Source organism: Phytobacter sp. V91 (assembly GCF_965644225.1).
GTDB lineage: Bacteria > Pseudomonadota > Gammaproteobacteria > Enterobacterales > Enterobacteriaceae > CBFFRJ01.
In genome coordinates, this window is sequence record NZ_CBFFRJ010000001.1 from 32,612 (window position 1) to 55,398 (window position 22,787).

The window sequence follows — 22,787 nt, forward strand, 5'->3', positions numbered from 1 at the left end:
CGGTTCCCCTCACCCTAAAAGGGCGAGGGGACAGATCAAGAAAGTGATTGGGGTGAGGGTATGAGTCGGTTACGCGCTCTGCAAACGGAAAGAGGCCATCGCTTCCAGCAGTTCACGGGACTGTTCTTCCAGCGAACGGGTCGCCGCTGAAGACTGTTGCACCAGTGCGGCGTTCTGCTGTGCGGTCTCATCCATCTGACTGACAGCAATATTCACCTGCTCAATTCCCCTGCTTTGCTCTTTAGACGCGCTGGCAATCTCGCGCATCAGCTTCGTCATCCGCATCACTTCAGACGCAATTTCATCCATGGTTTCGCCTGCCTGCATCGCCAGATCGCTGCCTTCGGAAACCTGCGACTGAGAGCTACTGATAAGCTGGCGGATCTCTTTGGCGGCATCCCCGCTGCGGCTTGCCAGATTACGGACTTCCCCTGCTACAACCGCAAAGCCGCGCCCCTGCTCTCCCGCACGCGCCGCTTCTACCGCCGCGTTCAGCGCCAGAATATTGGTCTGGAAAGCGATACTGTCAATCATGCTAAGGATGTCGGCAATACGGCTGGAGCTGTCGGAGATATCGCGCATTTTTTCAATGACGTAGCAGACCATTTCACTGCCGCGATCGGCGGTATCGGATACCGCTTTCGCCAGCTGGTGCGCCTGATCGGCGTTATCGGCGTTCTGTTTCACCGTGGCGGTGATCTCTTCCATGCTGGCCGCCGTCTGCTCCAGCGACGTGGCGGTCGATTCAGTACGCTGCGCCAGATCGACGTTCCCCAGCGACAGCTCACGGCTGCCGGTGTCGATTTGCGAACTGGCATCCCGCACCCGGGTCACTGAGTTGATCAGCGAATAGCGCATATTATCAATCGCCGCATTCAGACGGTGAAACTCTTTACTGGCGGTGTTAGCGCTTACTTCGGTGAGATTCCCCGCCGCCACGTGCTCCAGCTGTTCGATGGAGGCATCCAGAGGTTTGAGCAGCATATGACGCAGAGAGAGCCAGGCCAGCACAATCACGCCAGCCGCGGCCAGCGCCACCACCACAATCAGCATCATGACAAAGTTCTTGCTCGACTGAACGGCATCCACTTCCGCCTTGCCGCGCGCTTCCCCCCAGGCCTGGAATGCCTGCATATCGTTATCAAACTGACGGGAGATGGGGATAAGTTTGCTTTCCAGCAGGGAGTAATAGTCATCCGCGCTTTGCGCTTTTAAGGCCGCCTGCATCGGCCCGATCCCTTGCTCGCTGTAGACGGCATAGCTTTTGGCGACCTGGGTCAGCAACTGCGTACCCTGCTCGTCATCCACCCCGGCGCTGAACACGCTGTCCAGCGCTTTCTTACCTTTTGCTATCTCGTCATTGATGTCGTTAACCGACTTAGCGGCATCATCCAGCAGACCCACTTCCATCATCCGCACGGCCTGGCCCGACTCATTTCGCGCTCGCAAAATTCGCGTGTAGCCTTCGTTAAGGCGCGCCATTTTCTCGCCTTGCAGAACGCTGATGCGCTCCAGCGAAGAAGAACTTTTGCTAAGAGCATAAACCCCCATGCCGCTCACCAGCAGCAGGAGAAAAGTCATTACGGCGAGAAGCGAAAGCAAGCCGGTGCGAAGCGAGAGCGTTCTGAGCATGATAGTTTTTCCGGTAACAGAGATTCTTTCAGGCGTAAATTAAGCCTCATTGGCAGGTTATCGTCCGCCACCGGAAAAACTTTAATTCTTTTTAATTATTTCAATGTGTTAGTGCTTTGTTGCCGCGGTGCTAACGCGTGTTACAGGCGAGCTCTGGCGATTCTCCCACAGCACGGTAAGGCCACGTTGTAACGCGATAAAAATAAACAATAAAATGCCGATGGCGATTTTTGTCCACCAGGAGCTGAGCGTTCCATCAAAATTGATATAGGTCTGGATTAGCCCCTGGATGGCCACACCGAACAGCGTACCCAGCACCGTGCCGACGCCGCCGCTGAGCAAGGTTCCGCCGATCACCACCGAAGCAATGGCATCCAGCTCAACACCGACCCCCGCCAGCGCATAACCAGCCTGGGTGTAGACGGAGAAGACGATGCCTGCCAGGGTGGCAAGGCCAGTGGAAAGCATATAGATACGGATGGTGGTGCTGCGGGTGGAAATCCCCATCAGGTTGGCGGAGGTGGCGCTGCCGCCAATGGCATACACCTCGTTGCCGAAACGGGTCCGGTGCGCGAGAAAAATACCGATCACCACCACGCCCAGCATCAGCAGTCCCATCGCGCTCAATCGCCCACCGCCAGGGATCAACCATGACAGGCTCGATAGCGTATCGTAAACCGGGTGGTTAATGGGAATCGACTCTTCCGACACCAGGTAACTGACGCCGCGCAAAAAGAACATCCCGGCCAGGGTGATGATAAAAGCCGGTATTTTCAGCGCATCGATCAACAGCCCCATAAATGCGCCGAATGCACAGCCCATCGCCAGCACCAGAGGGAACGCCAGCAGAGGCGAAATCCCCCAGTAGCCGATCGCTTTGGCCAGGAAGACCCCGGTAAACGCAATCACCGACCCTACGGACAGGTCAATCCCGCCGGAGAGGATCACGAAGGTCATCCCGACGGCGATAATGCCTAAAAAGGCGTTATCCGTCAGGATATTACAAATAACACGCGTGGACGCAAAACCCGGGAATTGCGTCAGGCAGTAGAGATACCCAAGCACAAAGACGCCGAGGGTGATCATCAGCGGCAGGTTACGTTTTATCATGACCGCGTACTCCTTTAATCAGTGCGATAAAGCGCGGCGACTGAACGATCAGTACGCACAACACCACCACCGCTTTCACCACCTGGTTAAGCTCCGGCTGAAAGCCTGAGAGCAAAATCCCCGTGTTCATTCCCTGGATAATCAGCGCGCCAATCACCGACAGCACGAGGTTAAAACGCCCGCCCATCAGCGATGCGCCGCCAATCACCACCGCCAGAATGGCATCCAGCTCCAGCCACAGACCTGCGTTGTTGGCATCGGCACCACGAATATCTGCCGCCACGATAACCCCGGCGATCGCCGCACAGACGCCACTCAGTACATAGGCCAGCATCACCACGACCCGGGTGTTAACCCCGGCATTTTTCGCTGCGCGGATGTTGATCCCGACGGCTTCGATAAACATACCCAGCGCCGTTTTACGGGTAAACAGCCAGAAGATGACCAGCGTCGCCAGCGCAATAATCACCGGCGTCGGGAAGTAGAACAGCTTACCGCTGCCCAGCCATGCCAGACCGGGAGAGTTAAAGGTGACGATTTGCCCGGAGGTAATAAGCTGCGCCACGCCTCGCCCGGCGACCATCAGGATAAGCGTGGCAACGAAGGGCTGTATTTTGAGAATGGCGACCAGAATACCGTTCCACAATCCGGCGAGAACCCCGGAGCCTAGCGCCGCCAGCAGCACAACCGGCAGGCTGTGCCCGGCCACGGTCATCGAGGCCGCCGTCGCCCCGGCAATCGCCATTACGGCGCCCACCGAGAGATCGATACCGCCAGTGGCAATCACCAGCGTCATGCCGATGGCCAGCAGCGCAACGGGAGCGGCGCGGTTGAGAATATCAATCGGGCTGCCGAACAGGCGACCATCCTGCAACACAATCTGAAAGAAGTGCGGGGCAACCAGGCTGTCCACCAGCAGCACCAGCAGCAGCGCCATGATTTGCGGCATCCCTGTCGGCCATTTAAAGCGGCGCTTCGTCTGCCCGGTTTGTGGAAGTGATTGAGGCATCACAGATTACTCCTTATGCCGCGATGGCATTCATGATCGCCGGGACCGACAGCTCAGCGAGCGGGATCTCCGCCACCTGTTTGCGATCGCGCATGATAATCACCCGATCGGCATAGCCCACCAGCTCCTCCAGTTCGGAGGAGATAACCAACAGCGCAAGACCATCGGCGCAAAGGGTTTCAATCAGGCGAATAATTTCCGCATGGGCCCCCACATCGATACCGCGCGTAGGCTCATCGAGGATCAGGAACTGCGGTTTAGTCAGCAGCCAGCGCGAAAGCAGGACTTTTTGCTGGTTGCCGCCGGAGAGAAACTCAATGGGCTGATCGGCGCTCGGAGTGCGGATCCCCAACTGGCGGATAAAGCGTTCGGCAATGGCGTTCTGCTCGCGGCGGGGGATTGGCCGCAGCCAGCCCCGTTGCGCCTGCAGAGCCAGCACAATATTCTCCCGCACTGACGCCGCGGCAATAATACCGTCGGTTTTCCTGTCTTCCGGGCAAAAACCAATGCCCAGGCAGGAGGCCTGATGCGGTGAGCGCAGGACCTGGGGCTTGCCTTTGATCAATGCGCTGCCGCTGTCGGCGGGTTTGATCCCAAAAATCACTTCCGCGGTTTCGGTACGCCCGGAGCCCAGCAGCCCGGCAAGACCGACGATTTCGCCTGGGCGAACGTCCAGATCAAAAGGAGCAATGACCCCTTTCTTACCAAAATCTTTAAACGCAGCGACCGGTTTATCGCTGAGCAGCGTCCGTCCGGCACGTTGCAGGGCGTTGTTGTCGAGCTCACGACCGAGCATCATTTTCACCAGCTCGATCTGCGGTAACTCACGGGTTTCGCGGCAGCCGACAAAACCGCCGTTACGTAACACGGTGATGCGGTCGCTGACCTCGTACACCTGGTCGAGGAAGTGGGTGACAAAAATTAACGCCACGCCCTGAGCGCGTAGCTGACGCATCAGGGTAAAGAGCATCTCCACTTCCTGGGTATCCAGGCTGGCGGTAGGCTCATCAAGGATCAGCACTTTGGCGGAGAGATCGATGGCGCGGCAGATCGCCACAATTTGTTGCATGGCAACGGAATAGCGATTGAGGGGTTCGCGGACATCCAGCGAGAAACCGTAAGATTCCATGAGTTCGGTGGCGCGTTTCTCCATCTCTTTACGGCGCAGTAAGCCGAAGCGACGCGGTTCACGACCGATAAACAGGTTATCCGCCACCGACATATTGGGCAGCAGGTTCACTTCCTGGTAGACCGTACCTATCCCCAGCTGTTGCGCATGGGCGGTGTTTTTCGGGCTGATTTCTTTGCCTTCCAGCCAAATCGTCCCTTTTTCTGCGTGGTAAACCCCGGTAAGCGCCTTGATGAGCGTCGATTTTCCGGCACCGTTTTCCCCGAGCAACGCCATGATCTCACCTTTGCGCAGGCTAAAATCAACGTTATCAAGCGCCTTCACGCCGGGAAAGAATTTACTCAGGCCCTCTGTACGGAGGATTGGATGCTGTAGCTCAGTGGTCATTTATTCTCCCCCTCACCCTAACCCTCTCCCTGAGGGAGAGGGGATCTGATATATGCCCCACTCACGCTCCCTCCCCCATGGGAGAGGGTCGCGATGAGGGGGCAAGGGCATTAGTAGCCCATGTTTTTCTTCTTCTCTAACTCTTCTTTTGCGGTGTCCGGCAGGTAGAGGGTGGATTTGGTGATCGTCACTTTCTCAGGCAGGGTGCCGTCTTTTTTGAATTTTTCCAGCGCATCGAAGGCCGGGCCAGCCATATTCGGGGTCAGTTCTACGCTGGCATTGGCTTCGCCATCGATCATCGCTTTGTAAATATCGGGTACGCCGTCAATGGAGCCGGTCAGGATATCTTTGCCCGGTTTCAGACCGGCTTCTTTAATGGCCTGAATGGCGCCAATCACCATGTCATCGTTATGGGCATAAACCATGCAAATGTTTTTGCCGTTGTTCTCCGCTTTGATAAAGCTTTCCATGACCTCTTTCCCTTTACTGCGGGTGAAGTCGCCGGACTGAGAACGGATGATTTTGATATTGGAGGCTTTAGAAATGGCTTCAGCGAACCCTTTCTTACGATCGATTGCCACGCTCGCACCGACGGTGCCTTGCAGCTCAACCACATTACACTGCTTATCGCCCACCTGTTTGATCAGCCAGTCGCCAATCAGTTTGCCTTCCAGTACGTTGTCGGCAGTGACGGTGGTCATATAGAGATCTTTATCTTTGACATCAATGGAACGATCGAGCAGGAAAACCGGGATTTTGGCGTCTTTGGCTTCTTTCAGCACCGGCTCCCAACCGGTCGCCACGACCGGAGCGATAAAGATGGCATCCACGCCCTGAGCGATAAAGGAGCGAACCGCTTTGATTTGGTTTTCCTGTTTTTGCTGGGCGTCGGCAATTTTCAGCGTAATACCGCGTTTTTGAGCTTCGCTTTTCGCGACGTTGGTTTCGGCGGCTCGCCAGCCAGATTCAGAACCAACCTGAGAAAAGCCCACCGTAAGCGGTGCGGCCATCGCCATAGACGACATGGCTGCTGAAACTGCGGTGACAAGAAGTAAGCGCTTCCACATATGTGTATCCTCGTAGGGTTATTGTTGGCTACAACTTCGCCTGCAGGAAAACTATAGACACCAGGAGATGTAACAGAATGCGTTACATCACAAATCAGAAAAGTGAATGAATTGTTGAGCGCCAGTTGCGATCTGGAGCCCGAAATGACCTGGTGCGATCGGCCCTGCATCATGCTTTGAAATTACAGTCTTTTTCGCATGAAACAGCCTCTCTACACACCAGTGTAATCGCTTCCACAAATTTATTGATGATGCAGCTATCTTTATGGATTATTCTGTCATTTTTCTACGCAAAATAATCATGCTGCGGCGAGTGGACACTGAAAACAAAGCGAAGACATTCTTAGTGAGTTGGCTATAATACCCGCCACTTGTTTGCCACACATTTCAAAGGAAACAAACATGAGCTTACTCAACGTCCCGGCGGGTAAAGATCTGCCAGAAGATATCTACGTTATTATTGAGATCCCGGCTAACGCTGACCCTATCAAATACGAAGTCGATAAAGACAGCGGCGCGCTGTTCGTTGACCGTTTCATGTCCACCGCGATGTTCTATCCGTGCAACTACGGCTACATCAACCACACCCTGTCCCTGGACGGTGACCCGGTAGACGTGCTGGTCCCGACTCCGTACCCGCTGGAGCCAGGTTCCGTTATTCGCTGCCGTCCTGTTGGCGTGCTGAAAATGACCGACGAGTCTGGCGAAGATGCCAAACTGGTTGCTGTTCCGCACACCAAACTGAGCAAAGAATACGATCACATTAAAGATGTGGGCGACCTGCCAGAACTGCTGAAAGCCCAGATCACTCACTTCTTCGAGCACTACAAAGATCTCGAGAAAGGCAAATGGGTGAAAGTCGACGGTTGGGACAATGCTGAAGCCGCTAAAGCGGAAATCATTGCTTCCTTCGAGCGCGCTAAGAAGTAATCTGATTTATCTGAAAAACCCTGAACGCTGGCGATGGCGGGTCAGGGTTTTTTATGCCTGCAATCCTCGCACCTGCCATCCCCCAACCGTTGTGCGCCTGTTTTTTGATCATACTGCCCTGCCTCTGTTTCTGCGATTTACCCCTTATTTTTTGTAGTAAATCCTTGTTACACTTTCATTGCAAACAATACTGCCAATCATTATCATTTGCGTTCCGTAATATTATGTGAAGAAACGTAAATGAAACTCCATAATTCATCTCCTCTGAAAAAAACCGCTGTCATTACGTTCACCCTGGCCCTGTTGATGGCAACATTTTCAACTCAGGCGACTACCCGAGCGCAAAGTGATTTTCTGACCGCCGCTCCTGGCCCTGGCATTTATGAACTGGCTTATGACGGCAGCCAAAATAGCCTGTTCGCCGCCTCTGCCCCCTCTTTTGACAAAGACAAAACCAGCGGTCTCGTTTATCGCCTGGATCCGCAGACGTTAAAAACCACCAGCGCGCTTACGACCTCGCGTCGTGCCTTCGCCGCCGCGCTGGATGAGGAAAATCATAAACTCTGGCTCGGCAACACGCTGGAAGGCTCCGTGACCCTTGTCGATACGCGCAGCGGCAAAGAGATCAAAACGCTGCAACTGAGTGACACTGCCAATCCGAAAGAGATTGTTCACACTCGCGAGATGGCGCTGGATAACGTCCGTCACCGCTTATATGTTTCCGGTGTGGCACAAAAAGGTGTCGTCTGGGTTATCGACACCGAGAAAAATGAACTGATTACCACCATAGAAAATATGGGGAAATGGCCAACAGGTCTCGTGGTTAATAGCGAAAAAGGCCTCGTTTATGTCATTAACGGCAGTGGTGAGCTGGTGACCATTAATGGCGAAGATAATTCGATTGTCAGCCGTCATGTTATTGAAGGGGATAAAAAACACTTCTTCCTGAATATCGCCATCGACAGCAAAAATAACCGCGCCTTTATTACCGATCCGGACCTGCCGAATATTCTAGTGGTGGATACGACCAGCGGTAAAATAATCCACAGCATTAGTAATGTTAATTCGCTGGCGGTTCTCTATAACGCCAAACGCGATGAAATCTATATTACTCATCGCAACGCGAAGCTCGTCAGCATTGTTGATGGCACCTCATATCGCCTAAAAACTTATATCGCCACCACCTTGCTGCCCAATAGCCTGGCGCTTGCCGCTAACGGCAGCGAACTGTTTGTTAGCCTGAAACAGGGCGAAAAAGAGATGGGTAAAGCACCAGATGAAGTGATGAAAATCGATCTGGAAAAAATCTAAATCTCACCAATAACACTATCCGCTCCGCCCTCTTTCTCCAGGCGCGGAGCATTTGCTGCATCTTTCACGTTTCAGGTATTAACTCACATGAAGACTAAACATCTGGCCGTTACGGGGATGGTGGCTTTATTTGGCGGGACGTTACTCAGCGCCCAGGCTGCCACCACCAGCACCGACGATGAAATGGTTGTAACGGCGACCGGTTTTGCCCAGCAGAAAAAAGAGGCACCGGCGACCATCTCGACAATCGATCGTAAAACCCTGAATATTCAGCCTGACCGGAATATCGGCGAGGCGGTGAAAAATCTGCCGGGCGTGTCGGTCTCCAGCGGCGGTAGCGACATGTCATCCGGCAATATCATGATGCGCGGGATGGATAACAGCTATACCGCCTTTATGGTCAACGGCGTAAAACAGAACACCGGCGAATCCCGTCAGTACGGCCAGGATATTGGCGCCGAAGCCGATTTCTTACCCCCGCTGGAAGCCATTGAACGCATTGAAGTGATCCGCGGCCCGATGTCATCCCTGTATGGTTCTGATGCTATTGGCGGCGTGGTCAACGTCATCACCAAAAAGCCTTATGGCATCGACAACTGGACAGGGGCCATCGCGGCCAATACCTGGTTACAGGAGCATCAGGATCTGGGGAATACCAGCCAGATGAACCTGTTCGCCATGGGTCCGTTGATCCCGCAAAAACTGGGGCTGAGCATCGCGGCTGACGGGCTTGACCGTCGCGATGACGAGCGTCAGAACTACTTTGGCAAGCACAACCGTAAATCCCTCGACACCACGCTTGCCTTTGCCGCGACGGAGAACAACCTGTTTGACCTGAACCTGGTGGTTGCCGGGCAGGAAAAAAACCGTACCCGGAAACGGGGAACGCCGTATATGTGGAAGTTTGACCGCGATGCGGCCACGCTGACCCATACCGGCTGGTACGCGGACGATACCATCTCCACGACCAACTACATCAACTACGAGAAAGGCCGTTCAAAATATAAATTTGATAGCAACACGCCGCAGTACGTGCAGACGGAAAACTATGTTGCGAACTCACAGACGACCTTCAGCTTTGATAGTCATAAACTGACCGTTGGGGCTAACTTCACCCGCGAAGAGCTTAATGATCGCTTCGATGTAGCGAACAAAACCCTGCCAGGCGGCCCTGCCCCGATTACCGAAGTGACCCGTAATGGCTGGGCGCTGTTTGCTGAAGATGCCTGGACCATCAACGACTTCACCCTGACCACCTCCGCGCGTGGCGATTACGACAGCTATTTTGGTACGCATCTGACGCCAAAACTGTATGGCAACTGGGCCATCTCCGATGCCTGGACCCTGAAAGGCGGGGTCTCCGCTGGCTACAAGAAGCCCGACCTGCGGGCGACCTCCAGCGACTTCATCACCCCTTACGGTTCGACAGCCCCTTATTCGTTCCTGACCGTCGGTAATGAAGACCTGAAGCCAGAAACCAGCGTCAACGCCGAAACTGGCCTCTACTGGAGCGGGAAGACGCTGTCACTGGACGCCACCGTCTTCTATACCGAGTTCAAGGATAAGATCGACGAACAGACCATCTGCGAAACCACGGACACCATGCAGTGCTCAGTCCATGGTTATAACGCGGAAACCGTCAGCAAGTACTTCAACGTCAGCCGCGCCGACCTCTACGGGATTGAGCTGAATGCCGACTGGCAGATGACGGACGACCTGAAAGCCAACGCCAACTACACATACAACCACAGCGAGCAGAAAACCGGTGTGAATAAAGGGCTGGCGCTGAATGACTTCCCACGCAATATGGCTAATCTGTCACTGACCTGGTCGGCTACCCCGGCGCTGGATCTGTGGAGTACCGCGAACTATCGCAGCAGTAACCGCGACAGCAGCAGCGGCGCGAAATATGAGTCTTACACGGTGGTGGATATTGGCGCGCGCTACAAGCTGAACAAGAATACGCAGCTGATGGGCGGTGTTTACAACCTGTTTGATACTGACCCGAAACGTAACACCACATGGGGCGAATACGGCCAGATTGAAGGCCGTCGCTATAACCTCGGCGCCCGTATCGAGTTCTGATAAACCAGCCTAAAACCCGCCAGTTGCCTGACTGGCGGGTTTATCATCCCTTTGCGCGCATTTATTACGCTGTCATAAAACTGCCATAAAACTCTTTTCTCAGGCTTATTAAAGGCATAACCCAAATCAGCCCCCAGAGCCTGTATTTCCTGCTGTAAAGTCCCCTCCTGGTTGGTCGATATCTCTGTCTGTGACCAATGTCTCTCATTCCCCCAACGGAAGCTGTATGAAACTCAATCAATTCACCATCGGACAACGCCTTGGCCTGATGGCAACCCTGCTACTCCTGGCGACGCTGTTTATCGGGATGCGCGGCCTGGCAATCAATAGCGCCAGTTTCGAGCAGAACCAGAAAATGATGAACACCGAAAAAGTGCTGGCCGACAGTATCGATACCGCCCGCAACGCCCAGGTACAGTTCAAAATTCAGGTGCAGGAGTGGAAGAACACGCTGCTGCGCGGGACTCAGGGACAAGAGACGTTCGATAAATACAAAAATGCCTTTGTGACCCAGAGTCAGACAACCCAGCAACTGCTGCAAAAACTGAGCGGTCTGCTGCCGCAACTGGGTATGAACAACGAGCAGGTGGAGAAGACCCGCAGGCTGCATGCCGAGCTGGAACAGCACTATCTGAGTGCGTTACAACAGTATGTCCTGACCGATGCCACCAGCCCCCAGCGCGTGGATAAGCTGGTCACCGGTATCGATCGCGAACCGACAAAGATGATCGATGAGGTGGTGGCCCGCACGCTTGAACATGCCAGTGCCATCCACATTGAGACGGACGCCCGTAACCTCGCACAGTTTGAGCAAACCCGCCTGATGCTGCTCCTGGCAATGGCAATCACCCTGCTGGTTGGCGCACTGATCACCTGGTGGCTGGTGCGCAGCATTACCCATCCACTGGCCCAGGCGGTAGCCGTTGCCCGCACCGTGGCCGCGGGAGATTTGCAAACCACCTTTACCCTTTCCGGTCGCGATGAGACGGCAGAGTTAATGCAGGCGCTTCGGGAGATGAATGGCAACCTGACCCGCATTGTTTATGGCGTTCGCCATAGCACGGAGTCGATTGCCTCGGCTTCGGTGCAGATTGCCACCGGCAGCCGCGAACTCTCTTCCCGTAACGAGGCGCAGGCCAGCGCGCTGGAACAAACGGCCGCCTCCATGGAAGAGCTCACCTCGGTGGTGAAGAGCAATGCCGAGAACTCACGCTTTGCCAGTTCCATTGCCCGCGACGCTTTTACCATCGCCGGTCAGGGCGGCAAGGCGGTGGAGCGCGTGGTACAAACCATGAGCGATATCCACCAGCTTTCCAGCGAAATTAATAACATCATTGGGGTGATCGACAGCCTTGCTTTCCAGACCAATATTCTGGCGCTGAACGCTGCCGTCGAAGCGGCCCGTGCAGGCCCGGAAGGCCGTGGCTTCGCGGTTGTTGCCGGTGAAGTGCGCGCCCTGGCGCAGCGTTCCGCATCTGCGGCCAGAGACATCCGCAATCTGATCGACAATTCCGTCAGCCGTATCGCTGAAGGCAACGCTCAGGTACAGAATGCCGGTTCAGCCATGAGTGAGATCCTGCGCAGTGTGCAGCAGGTCAGCGAACTGGTAGAGACGATTTCTGCCGCCAGTAAGGAGCAAAGCGTGGGGATCGATCAGGTCAACGTCGCAGTCACCCATATGGATACCGCCACGCAGCAAAACGCCACGCTGTCGCAGGCGTCATCCGCCGCCGCCCACGAAATGCAGCGCCAGGCAGAAGAGTTACTGGAAGCCGTAAGTTTATTCAAGCTGCATCAGAATGCCGCCTGACCTTTAGCCACGCTGAGGTTTACCCAGCCTGCTGCTGATGTAAACACCCACAAAAAGCAACGCCACCCGAAGGTGGCGTTGCTTATTTTAATACTGGTCTTTATCCAACCAGTTGCCGGTCAGAATGTGCTTTCGTCCCTCAACCGGGCGCTGATACACATACATCCAGGCGCTGCCATAAGGCGTCTGGATCAGCTGGCGTTTGTATTCGCCACCTGCGGTACGCAGGGCATCCAGTTCGGCGAGGGTCGCCGCATCAATACGGTACACTTCACCCAACACGCTTCCATCACCCGGCACAGCGCCAGGGTAGTGCCCCAGACTGTAGAGTTGGTAGTGCTCAACATTGTGATCGCCAAGCCACTGGGCATTGGTCATCCAATGACTGTTGCCTTGCTTGCGTCGTAAACTGCCGTAAACAAATATTCGCATTGCTAGAACTCAAACTGATAGAGCAAATCAAGTGCCTGATCGATGCCAGACACCGCTTCCAGATACAGCTTAGGCATCAGGCGATAACGTAACGTGAGAGTCGCCAGTGAGTCAAAAATTCCCACGCCATATTTTACCTGCAAACCAGGCAGTACATAGCCACTGACCACCACCTGGGAAGAGTCACCCACCCCTTCGGTGTCCAGCGCCAGATTACTTACGCCAAAGGTCTCGCCGATTTTACCCACAACCTGGCCACTTTGTGCAACCCCCAACCCGATCAACGCTGAGGTCATTGCCGCGCCGTCGCTCTGACCACTCCCCAGACCCTGCCCACGCAGCAGGTAAGATAACGCTTCCTGCTGCGACATCGCCGGGTCAGAGAAGATCTCCGCTCTGGGTTCATCGGCGGTACCGGTAATTCGCACCCCGGCGATGACGTCATTTTCGGTCGAATCCGGGTTACGGATCGCCTCAATATTTAACAGCGGTTGATCAGGCGGACCGGAGAACAATAACTCACCTTTGCGCACGATCAAATCCTGACCGTATGCATGATAGCGGCCTTCCGGAATATTGATCTGCCCGTTTAGCCCAAGCCCTTGTTTATCCTGAGCAACTTTCAGGTCACCGGTCAAACGCGCTTTCAGACCAAAGGCATCCAGGCGCACATTATTGCCGACATGGACAACCAGATTACTGTTAATCGGGATCCCGGCGCTGCGCGACTCTATCGGTTGCAGATTGGCATCCAGCATCACTTCGTCACTGGAGGTGCCCACCGCGCTCTCTGGTACTTCATGTACCGTAATACGCGCCCAGGGCACATCCACACGGCCATCCAGCGTGAACAGGCTCGGTGTTGCCTCAAAGACAAGATCCGGCGAGACATCAAGGCGCACCATCGGCGGCACCGTGACGCGCACTCTGCTGCCCTGCGCCGTGACCCTGGCGCGCCAGTTGTTAATCTGGCTCCAGTCGGCATCGCCGCCAAGGTTGATCTGCCCCTGCTTTGTGCGAACCACGCCCTGCAAGGTTGAGCGCATCCCGGTAAAGTTCATCGAGAGCTGGCTCGGTTGCATATCGAAAGGCATAAAGTTGCCTTCCATATCCACATCGTTAACCTGCAACTGCCCGAACAGTTGCGGGCTTTGCAGGTTCCCGGCAAGGCGCAGGTTGGCGTTAAGCATCCCTTCGGCTTTCTCTCCCCGGGTGAAAATCGCGTTCGCCATCGCCAGTGAGAAGTTGCGAATATTGACGTTACCGCCAAGGTTACGCCGCCCTTGCGGATCGGTTATCTGCACCTGACCATCGAACTGACCATTATTGGTCAGACGCATCATCCAGCCTAAATCAGCGCGATTGTTACGCAGCCGGGCATTGAGATTCAGCGTCTCGAACGCGACCGGCAATGGCGCATCATTGACGGTCTGGGTCACCTTCACATTACGCCCGTTCAGCGTTACCTCACCCTGCGGCAACCCCTCTTTGGTGGTATCCCAGCTGACATCAGCTCTACCGCTAAAGGTGCCGCTGGCCTGGGTTGTCTCAGGCATAAAAGGCTTAAGCATTGCCAAATCAAAGCGGTTGAGATTGACGACGGCCCGCCCTTGCGCCCCGGCTTCAATGGCTGCGGGAACGCACAGCTCGGCGTTGGGGTTTGTCCAGCAATGTGGCCCGATGCTGATTTTCTGCTGCTGATTGCGGTAATCCAGCGCAATCGGGCGGCTCAGCACCAGCGGTCCGACCGGTGTGGTGAAACGGGTGTCGCTGAGCGTTCCTTGCCAGCGTTGTTCAGTTCGGTCAAAGCTGCCTGTCAGTTTTAACTGTCCGGCCACCGGCTCGCCCTGCACGCGCAGTTCAAGCTCGTGCTGCTTTTCACTGCCTTTCGCCGCCAGCGTCACCAGGCTGAGATCCACATCCGGCTGTGAAATACGCTCCACGCGAACATTCAGGGCGCCGGCAATCTGGTCGCTGGATTTAACATCCCCCTTCACCAGCACTTTCGCAATCCGCAGCTCCTGCCAGCGCAGATTATTGGCGGTGATATCCGCCAGCACCTGTGGGGCATCAACGGTACCGCGAACCTTAACCAGACCTTTCGCCGTGCCGCCGAGCCCAGGCAGCGCATTATCAAGACCCGGGGCATCAATGGTGGCGTCCAGATTGAGATCCTTCACGCCCAGCTCACCTTTCACATCGGCCTTATTACGCCCAAGCTCCAGATGCAGGTCCGGAATAACCCACTGCATGTAGCTGTTGCCTTTAAGCTGGCCCTCCACACTGACTTTGTTTTGCTTCACATTCCCGGCAAGCTTCAACTCAGGAATATCAACCTGCCAGGTGCCGCCGTACAGGCTGCCGCGCATTTTTGCCAGTCCGTTAAGTTTCGCCGGCCAGTCGGGAAACGTCTTCGCGGTGTTGATTCCATCCAGCGTCAGTTCACCGCGCCAGCTAATAGCCTGCTGCCAGTCGAGCAAGGCTTTAAGCTCGGTCTTACCCTCCAGCGCCGCCAGGCTCAGCTTATCAATATTAATTTGCTGCTCGTTGCCCTTACCGTCCAGGGTGATGGTGGCTGGAGGGATATTCTGACCTTTCACCGCCGTGCGGAATGACAGGGTGTAGTCGGTCATTTTTCCGGTCAGCCTGAGCTTAAGATCGTCGGCCTGGTACTGTTTTTCACCGGTGAATGGCCAGTAAAGCTGCTCGCTGGTGATGTCCAGATTGAGCGGTAAGCCCGGTTCGGCAAGCTGAGTTTGCCCGCGCAACACCACATCCACCGGGCCGGAAAGATTGACGCCAAATTCCAGTTGCTTACGCACCTCGCCACCAACTTTCAGCTTAACTTTCTCACCTTTTATCGGCTCGACGTTGAGTGTGGTGTTCAGGGTAAGATCAACCGGCCAGTTATCCTGCAACTTCGCCGTGCCCGTGGCGTTCAGGGTGCCCTGATTTGAATCGATATCCAGCGCATCAAGTTGCATATTGCCGTCGATGCTGCTGACTTTAAGCAGCATGTTGCTGATGGTGATATCCGTGTCGCCCGTCAGCCGCAGTTGCTCACCGCGAAATTCTTCGATGTTGAGGTTAAGCGGCAGGTGAACGTCGGTCATCTCCGGCAGCACCGGTTTGGCGAAGAGCTGCTTTAGCGACTCGCCCAGCGGCAGTTCGTCCGGCTGAGGGTTGTCAATTTTCGGCTCCACCACTTGTTCCTGGGCGACCTTCGCCACCTTCGGCAGAGCAATCAGCAGACCTCGCAGGGAGGTCGGTTTCAGGGTCAGGTTTTTGTCCTGCCAGCTTAATGCTGAGGAGAAATCCATCACTGAGACAGTGGTGTCATCGATTTTGATATTGACGTTATTGAGCGCCACACGGCTGAGGGTTATCGGGTACGGCGTGGAGAGGTTAAGCGGCCCGCTATCTTCCTCCTGCACTGGCGCGGCGGGCGGCATCTTTTTGCTATCAATCACCACATTGATATCGCTGAGCGAGATATCGTTCACGCACAGACTGCTGTTGCGCAGGCAGCCCAGCCTCACGGCCAGGTGGAGCTCTCCGGCACTGACCGCCACACCGGGATTATCGAAGCGGACATCTTTGAGCGTCAGATCGCGCCAGCCCCCCGTCACCTGACCGATATGCAGGCCTGGCACCCAACGATTAGCGGCGTTAAACAGCAGATGCAGCCCGCTTGTCGTCCCGACCAGAAAGGCCACCGTCCCCAGTATCAGCACAATAAATATCAGAACGCCGAGGCTTATCTTCTTCCATAAACTCATAATTCAGGCCCCAGACCAATGTAGAACTGTAAACCGTGTTCGTCTTTGTCGCCCACCGGGACGGCAAAGTCGAGTTTGATTGGGCCAACGGGCGACTGCCAGCGCACGCCGACGCCGGCACCGGTTTTAAGATTACTGCGGCGAATATCGCTTACCGCTTCACCGCTGTCGACAAAGACAGCGCCCCACCATCTCCCGCTGACGTTGTACTGGTATTCCAGCGAGCCGGTCGCCATTTTGGAGGCGCCGATCAGTTTGCCGTCGTCATCTTTTGGCGCGATCGATTTGTATTTGTAGCCACGGATGCTGCGATCGCCCCCGGCGAAAAAGCGCAGATCCGGCGGGACACGATCAAAGTTATCGGTTTCGATCCAGCCCACATTGCCCCGGACGACAAAACGGTGACGATCGTAGAGGGTACGGATCCAGGCGTTTTGCGCCTGCATCACGACAAACTCCACATCTGAGCCCCAGGCGGTGCTTGAGTAATCCACCGAATAGCGCTGCGAATCTCCCCAGGTTGGCATCAGGCCGCCGCGTGAACGGGTACGGCTAATCATTACCCCCGGATAGAGCAGCATGGTGGTGTTGGTCACACTGGCCTGGGTAAAGTGGTCGAGGCTCCAGCGCAGATTAATGGCGCGCTGCCAGCCGCTGGAGAGATCCCAGAAACGGGAGACCGCAAGGGTTGTTGAGTCCGACTCGGTATCGTTTAAATCGGTACGCTTAAAGCCGCCCTGCACCAGGTAATATTGCTCCAGAGGATTTTTCAGCAGCGGCACTTTATAGCTAAAATCAAGCTGTTGTTCTGGCGCAGAGACGCTGGCGGTGGTCGTCAGACTATGACCATATGAGTTCATCCACGGCTTTCGCCATGTGGATTTAACCCGTGGGCCGACGTCAGTGGAGTAGCCCACCCCGGCTTCAATGGTGTTTTCAATACGGGGAGTGACCACGCCTTTGAGCGGCAACACTTTGGTTTTCCGGGCCTTGTCAAATTCCGGAGCCACCACCACCGAGTTAAACCAGCCGGTCGCCGACAGGCGGCGGTTCAGTTCTGCAAGATCCCGGACCTGATAAGCATCACCGCTTTTGAAAGGGACAAGGTTTTGCAGATACTCTTCGCGGATTTGCGAGCCTTCAAAAGTGACATCGCCAAAGCGGTAACGCTCGCCGCTGTCATAATCGATATCCCAGAAAGCCTGCTGTCTTTCCAGCGAAATACCCAGCTGACTACGGTTGAACTGGCTGTCAAAGTAGCCTTTACGCAGCGCCACGCGCGTCAGCGAACTTTTGAAACCGTCATAATCACCGTGATTAAGAACGGTACCAATGGCTGGCCGATTCTTCAGTAGCGCAAGATAGTCTTCATCGGTACGCGCGCCGCCGCGCAGAATGACGTCCGTGCCACCAATACGCACGGGCTCACCCGCTTTTACGTGGGCAATCAACACCTGGCGACCTTTTGCCGGCGGGGGACGCAGCTCAAATTCGATAGTGGGTTCGTAGTAACCGAGTGCCTTGAGTCCTTCACGAATGGCATCATCAACGCGTGCCTGAAACCGTTTGTCTGGCGTCACTTCATCGCTCTGGATGGTTGACAGCTGGGCACGCACATTCTTTTGTAACGCCCCGGTCAATCCTTCTAATTGCAAACGCACGTTTGCTGCCATTGCGCTCTGGCATGCCAGCAGCACACCGGCAATACATAAAAAACGGATTTTTGGCACGTTCTCTCCTGAATATCCCTTGTTCCCGCCCCTGGAAGGAAACGTTAACGCCGCTCCGCGACCTGTAAAAATCCATCATATGGATTGAAAAACAGACGACACCCCAAATATTTCTTATGTTTAAATCTAGTCTCATTTAGCGTGTTTATTGTGTTAAAAGAGAGTCTTCGTTACAACCTTAACCGCAATTTGCGTTTCCGGGAGGGCTCATTATGGGTCTGTTTGATAAAAAAATGCTTGTTACTCAATCGGATGCATTGCCAGGGCGTAACACCCCCATGCCTGTCGCAACATTGCATGTCGTCAACGATCACTCCATGACCAACGTGCCGGAAGGGATGGAAATCGCTTTCTTTGCAATGGGCTGCTTTTGGGGTGTTGAGCGACTGTTCTGGCAGTTGCCTGGTGTCTACAGCACGGCGGCAGGCTATATGGGTGGCTATACGCCCAACCCGACCTATCGGGAGGTCTGCACCGGGCAGACGGGCCATACCGAAGCCGTTCGCGTAGTCTACGACCCTGCGATCATCAGCTATGAGCAACTGTTGCATACCTTCTGGGAGAACCACGATCCCGCGCAAGGTATGCAACAGGGTAACGATCACGGCACTCAGTACCGTTCCGCTTTGTTCCCGCTGACGCCAGAGCAGAGCGTCGCGGCAAAGGCGAGCCTCGAACGTTTCCAGGCCGCAATGCATACAGCCAGTGACGCGCGCACCATCACCACCGAAATTGTCACTGCGCCGCCGTTCTACTATGCCGAAGATGATCACCAGCAATATCTGCACAAAAACCCGTATGGCTACTGCGGCATAGGGGGAATTGGGGTCTGCCTGCCTCCACAGCTGGCGTAAGACCAGTAAGTTTCATCGCCTTGCCGGCCTGTAAGTTGGGCCGGTTATTCATCTGCCGTAAAATTGATATCACCGCACATTTTTCACACGTCCCCCCCGGATCAGCCAGCCATCAGCCGCCTAAATCGGTGCTATTACTGAGCCTGTTCAGATCCAGGGCTTTATCTCTGATCACATTCATTTTTGATTCCGCAGCAACCAGTGACCAGATAGTCCCCTGCTCTTTTTGATAAAAAGCCTCAATCCCTTTGTTGTATTCGTCGCGGTATTTAATCCATTGCCGTTGCGAATTCCACAGGGCGATACGCACATTGTCAGGTTGGTCTTTCAGTAATAATTTGTACTGTACACCAAGCTCCGCATCCCAGGCCGCTGTTGCTGCGCCATAACATTTTTGCGTATCGATTGTTGTTTCCGCATTCAGTTTGCATTGTTGCAAGGCGCTATCAATCTGCTTCCCCGGCACTTCAGCCAGTGCGCAATGGCTCATTACGGTCAGTAATAACATTGAATGTATTGCATATTTCATCGGAATATCCCTTATCATGCCAGAACCTCTATTTGTACCTCTGTTCGCTTACGCTATACTAGCCTGCGAAATTGCTGATCCACCGCTTCAGATCGGCTTTCAACGTGCTTTGCCACATGGATTATTCAACTTTCCCCTTCCGAGGATCTGGCGTTAAGCCGGATAAACTATGTTAAACAGTATCTTAGTCATACTCTGTCTGATCGTTGTAAGCGCATTTTTCTCGTTATCCGAGATCTCGCTTGCCGCGTCCAGGAAAATCAAGCTTAAGCTGCTTGCCGATGATGGCAACATCAATGCGCAGCGCATTTTAAAAATGCAGGAAAACCCCGGCACCTTTTTTACCGTGGTACAGATTGGCCTCAACGCTGTTGCCATTCTTGGCGGTATCGTTGGTGACGCCGCTTTCTCCCCTGCGTTCTACAGTATGTTAGTCACCGTGATATCGCCGGAGCTGGCAGACCGCCTGAGCTTTATTATTTCGTTCACGCTGGTAACGGGTCTGTTTATCCTGTTTGCCGACCTTACTCCGAAACGCATCGGTATGATCGCGCCTGAAGTTGTGGCTTTGCGCATTATCAACCCGATGCGCTTCTGCCTGTTTGTCTTCCGCCCACTGGTGTGGTTCTTCAACGGCATGGCCAATATTATCTTCCGCATATTTAAGCTACCTATGGTACGTAAAGATGACATCACCTCTGATGATGTCTATGCCATTTTTGAAGCTGGTGCGCTGGCCGGTGTTTTACGCAAACAAGAGCATGAACTGATTGAGAATGTGTTTGAGCTCGAGTCTCGCACGGTTCCGTCTTCCATGACTTCGCGTGAAAACATCATCTGGTTTGATTTACATGAAGATGAAAACAGCCTGAAAAGTAAAGTCGCCGAGCATCCGCACTCAAAATTCCTGGTCTGTAATGGCGATATCGACCATATCGTCGGTTATGTCGACTCCAAAGATCTGCTGAACCGTGTGCTGGGTAACCAGAGTCTGGCGCTGAGCAGCGGCGTGCAAATTCGCAATACGCTGATTGTCCCGGATACTCTGACGCTCTCTGAAGCCCTGGAAAGTTTCAAAACGGCGGGGGAAGATTTCGCCGTGATCATGAACGAATACGCACTGGTGGTTGGGATTATTACGCTGAACGATGTGATGACCACCCTGATGGGCGATCTGGTGGGCCAGGGTCTGGAAGAGCAAATCGTGGCGCGTGACGAGAACTCATGGCTGGTCGATGGCGGTACGCCGATTGATGATGTGATGCGCGTACTGGATATCGATGAGTTCCCGCAATCCGGAAACTACGAAACCATCGGTGGTTTTATGATGTTTATGCTGCGTAAAATCCCGAAACGTACCGACTCGGTGAAGTTCTCCGGCTACAAATTTGAAGTGGTGGATATTGATAATTATCGTATCGACCAGTTGCTGGTAACCCGTATCGATAGTAAGGCGAGTGTATTAACACCAAAACTGCCGGATACGGAAGATAAAGCAGCCAGCGAAGCGTAAAATTAAAACCAGATAAACAGGGCGGATATTATTCCGCCCTTTTTTATACCCACAATGAAATCACGTTCTTATATCTAAAAACTCTCTATACGTATTAACAGAATGTGAGTTGCTTCACGCCTGCCAGCAGATAGCAGATTTTTACTGGTTGGTAGCGAGACATTCATGACCGCGCTGAAGACGAAACGGTAACGTTGCTCGCGTCAAAACGAAATATTCCTGATACAGGAAAGCGAGGGCATCATGATAGATTCAAATAAAAATTATTATATGAGCTGTCTTTTTTTTCTTTTCTTCTTTATTGGTTGGGGCTGTTGTTATCCTTACCTTTCTTTATGGCTTACCGAGACCATTGGCATCAGTTATGGTGATGTCGGATTGGTGTACTCTTTCACCGCAATTATTGCCGTTTGCGTGCAACCGCTGTTTGGCTTTATCTCTGATAAATTAATCTACCGCAAAAATCTGATGTGGATGCTGGCGATAATTATTACGTTATTCGCACCATGGTGGATTTATGTTTTTGCGCCGCTTCTAAAAATTAACGTGATCCTTGGTGCTCTGGCCGGCGGTATTTATATCGGTCTGGCCTACGGCGCAGGCTGCGGAATTTGTGAAGCTTATATCGATAAGGTCAGTCGGGCCTCTGGCTTTGAATTTGGCCGCGCCAGAATGTTTGGCGGTATTGGTGCCGCGATTGGAACCTTTGTCGCCGGTAAGCTCTATGGCATCGACCAGAATCTGATGTTCTGGACTGCCAGCGCAGCCGGAGTCTGCCTGCTCTTTGTGGTCTGGAAAACCAGGGTGAAAACCCAGAGCCAGGGTGTGTCTTTGAATAAAGCCAAACCTGTCACCTTCGCGGATGCCGCCACGCTGCTAAAGCTGAAAAAGTTCTGGTTTTTTGCCGCCTATATGGTCGGGGTGGGTGCGGTGTACGAAACCTATGATCAGCAATTTGCGATTTATTACAGCCACTTCTTTGAAAGCAAAGCTCGGGGTGCGGAAGTGTTCGGCTACCTCACTACCGGACAGATTTTCCTTGATGCCATTGTGATGTTTTTTGCCCCGTGGTTTGTGAATAAAATTGGGCCAAAAAATGCGCTGCTGTACTGTGGCCTGATCATGAGTCTGCGTATTATCGGTTCAGCCTGGGCGGTGGGCCCGGTATCTATTAGCCTGATTAAATTACTTCACGGATTTGAAAGCTCCGTTTTACTGGTCGCAGCCCTAAAATATATTACCGCTAATTTTAACCCGCTGCTGTCAGCAACGGTTTATCTTATTGGGTTTCAGTTCTCAAAAAGTTTTAGCTCAATCTTTTTGTCCACCGGCATTGGCCATATGTATCAAAACATGGGGTTCACCAGTAGCTATATCGTGCTGGGAAGTATTGCGCTGTGCTTTACCCTTCTTTCATTTATTACGCTGGATAAAGCCAGAGTATTTATCGCCCAACCCGTGGCTGCTGCACATTAACTTC

General features: G+C 53.8%; 16 protein-coding genes. 7 read left to right on the forward strand and 9 right to left on the reverse strand.

Going from position 1 to position 22,787, the window contains the following annotated elements; genetic code table 11:
- Positions 1–69 precede the first annotated feature (69 nt).
- From ACSZO4_RS00165 to ytfQ, 5 genes are all read right to left on the reverse strand, one after another.
- Complete coding sequence (locus tag ACSZO4_RS00165; RefSeq protein WP_437886810.1) at positions 70–1,632, reverse strand: methyl-accepting chemotaxis protein; 1,563 nt, start codon at positions 1,630–1,632, stop codon at positions 70–72.
- Positions 1,633–1,740: 108 nt separating this feature from the next.
- Positions 1,741–2,742: a galactofuranose ABC transporter, permease protein YjfF gene (gene yjfF / locus ACSZO4_RS00170; protein ID WP_437886811.1), complete on the reverse strand. Its 1,002-nt coding sequence runs from the start codon at positions 2,740–2,742 to the stop codon at positions 1,741–1,743.
- Complete coding sequence (gene ytfT, locus ACSZO4_RS00175) at positions 2,729–3,754, reverse strand: galactofuranose ABC transporter, ATP-binding protein YtfT (protein ID WP_437886812.1); 1,026 nt, start codon at positions 3,752–3,754, stop codon at positions 2,729–2,731. Before ytfT ends, yjfF begins: the two co-directional genes overlap by 14 nt.
- A 10-nt stretch (positions 3,755–3,764) precedes the next feature.
- Entirely contained in the window at positions 3,765–5,267 is a 1,503-nt protein-coding gene (ytfR, locus tag ACSZO4_RS00180; protein ID WP_437886813.1) for a galactofuranose ABC transporter, ATP-binding protein YtfR, read from the reverse strand.
- A gap of 110 nt (positions 5,268–5,377) precedes the next feature.
- Positions 5,378–6,334: a galactofuranose ABC transporter, galactofuranose-binding protein YtfQ gene (ytfQ, locus tag ACSZO4_RS00185; protein WP_437886814.1), complete on the reverse strand. Its 957-nt coding sequence runs from the start codon at positions 6,332–6,334 to the stop codon at positions 5,378–5,380.
- A 402-nt stretch (positions 6,335–6,736) separates the two neighbouring features.
- Here ytfQ and ppa point away from each other — a divergent pair, with 402 nt between their 5' ends.
- The 4 genes from ppa (at position 6,737) to ACSZO4_RS00205 (ending at position 12,470) form a co-directional block, all read left to right on the forward strand.
- On the forward strand, positions 6,737–7,264 hold the full coding sequence (ppa, locus tag ACSZO4_RS00190) for an inorganic diphosphatase (protein ID WP_437886815.1): 528 nt from the start codon (positions 6,737–6,739) through the stop codon (positions 7,262–7,264).
- 240 nt (positions 7,265–7,504) lie between these two features.
- Positions 7,505–8,575, forward strand: coding sequence for a YncE family protein (locus ACSZO4_RS00195; protein WP_437886816.1), 1,071 nt, complete (start codon positions 7,505–7,507; stop codon positions 8,573–8,575).
- Positions 8,576–8,662: 87 nt separating this feature from the next.
- Positions 8,663–10,660: a TonB-dependent receptor domain-containing protein gene (locus ACSZO4_RS00200; RefSeq protein ID WP_437886817.1), complete on the forward strand. Its 1,998-nt coding sequence runs from the start codon at positions 8,663–8,665 to the stop codon at positions 10,658–10,660.
- A gap of 226 nt (positions 10,661–10,886) precedes the next feature.
- Positions 10,887–12,470, forward strand: coding sequence for a methyl-accepting chemotaxis protein (locus ACSZO4_RS00205; RefSeq protein WP_437886818.1), 1,584 nt, complete (start codon positions 10,887–10,889; stop codon positions 12,468–12,470).
- Between the two features lie 87 nt (positions 12,471–12,557).
- On the opposite strand, the gene ACSZO4_RS00210 is transcribed toward ACSZO4_RS00205, so the two are convergent.
- The 3 genes from ACSZO4_RS00210 to tamA are packed head-to-tail and all read right to left on the reverse strand — an operon-like array spanning position 12,558 to position 18,411.
- On the reverse strand, positions 12,558–12,902 hold the full coding sequence (locus tag ACSZO4_RS00210; RefSeq protein ID WP_437886819.1) for a gamma-glutamylcyclotransferase family protein: 345 nt from the start codon (positions 12,900–12,902) through the stop codon (positions 12,558–12,560).
- 2 nt (positions 12,903–12,904) lie between these two features.
- Positions 12,905–16,681 (reverse strand): autotransporter assembly complex protein TamB, encoded by a 3,777-nt coding sequence (tamB, locus tag ACSZO4_RS00215; protein ID WP_437886820.1) that lies wholly within the window; start codon positions 16,679–16,681, stop codon positions 12,905–12,907.
- The gene (gene tamA, locus ACSZO4_RS00220) at positions 16,678–18,411 is read right to left on the reverse strand and encodes an autotransporter assembly complex protein TamA (RefSeq protein WP_437886821.1); all 1,734 of its coding nucleotides are present in this window, start codon (positions 18,409–18,411) and stop codon (positions 16,678–16,680) included. The genes tamB and tamA overlap by 4 nt, the downstream gene beginning before the upstream one ends.
- 212 nt (positions 18,412–18,623) lie before the next feature.
- Here tamA and msrA point away from each other — a divergent pair, with 212 nt between their 5' ends.
- On the forward strand, positions 18,624–19,265 hold the full coding sequence (msrA, locus tag ACSZO4_RS00225; RefSeq protein ID WP_437886822.1) for a peptide-methionine (S)-S-oxide reductase MsrA: 642 nt from the start codon (positions 18,624–18,626) through the stop codon (positions 19,263–19,265).
- Between the two features lie 112 nt (positions 19,266–19,377).
- Here msrA and ACSZO4_RS00230 read toward each other — a convergent pair whose 3' ends face one another.
- On the reverse strand, positions 19,378–19,794 hold the full coding sequence (locus tag ACSZO4_RS00230) for a lysozyme inhibitor LprI family protein (RefSeq protein ID WP_437886823.1): 417 nt from the start codon (positions 19,792–19,794) through the stop codon (positions 19,378–19,380).
- Between the two features lie 169 nt (positions 19,795–19,963).
- Here ACSZO4_RS00230 and ACSZO4_RS00235 point away from each other — a divergent pair, with 169 nt between their 5' ends.
- Together ACSZO4_RS00235 and ACSZO4_RS00240 are read left to right on the forward strand one after the other, a co-directional pair.
- Entirely contained in the window at positions 19,964–21,307 is a 1,344-nt protein-coding gene (locus tag ACSZO4_RS00235) for a hemolysin family protein (protein ID WP_437886824.1), read from the forward strand.
- Positions 21,308–21,550: 243 nt separating this feature from the next.
- A complete protein-coding gene (locus ACSZO4_RS00240; RefSeq protein WP_437886825.1) occupies positions 21,551–22,783 on the forward strand; it encodes an oligosaccharide MFS transporter in 1,233 nt (410 codons plus the stop codon).
- Positions 22,784–22,787 lie beyond the last annotated feature (4 nt).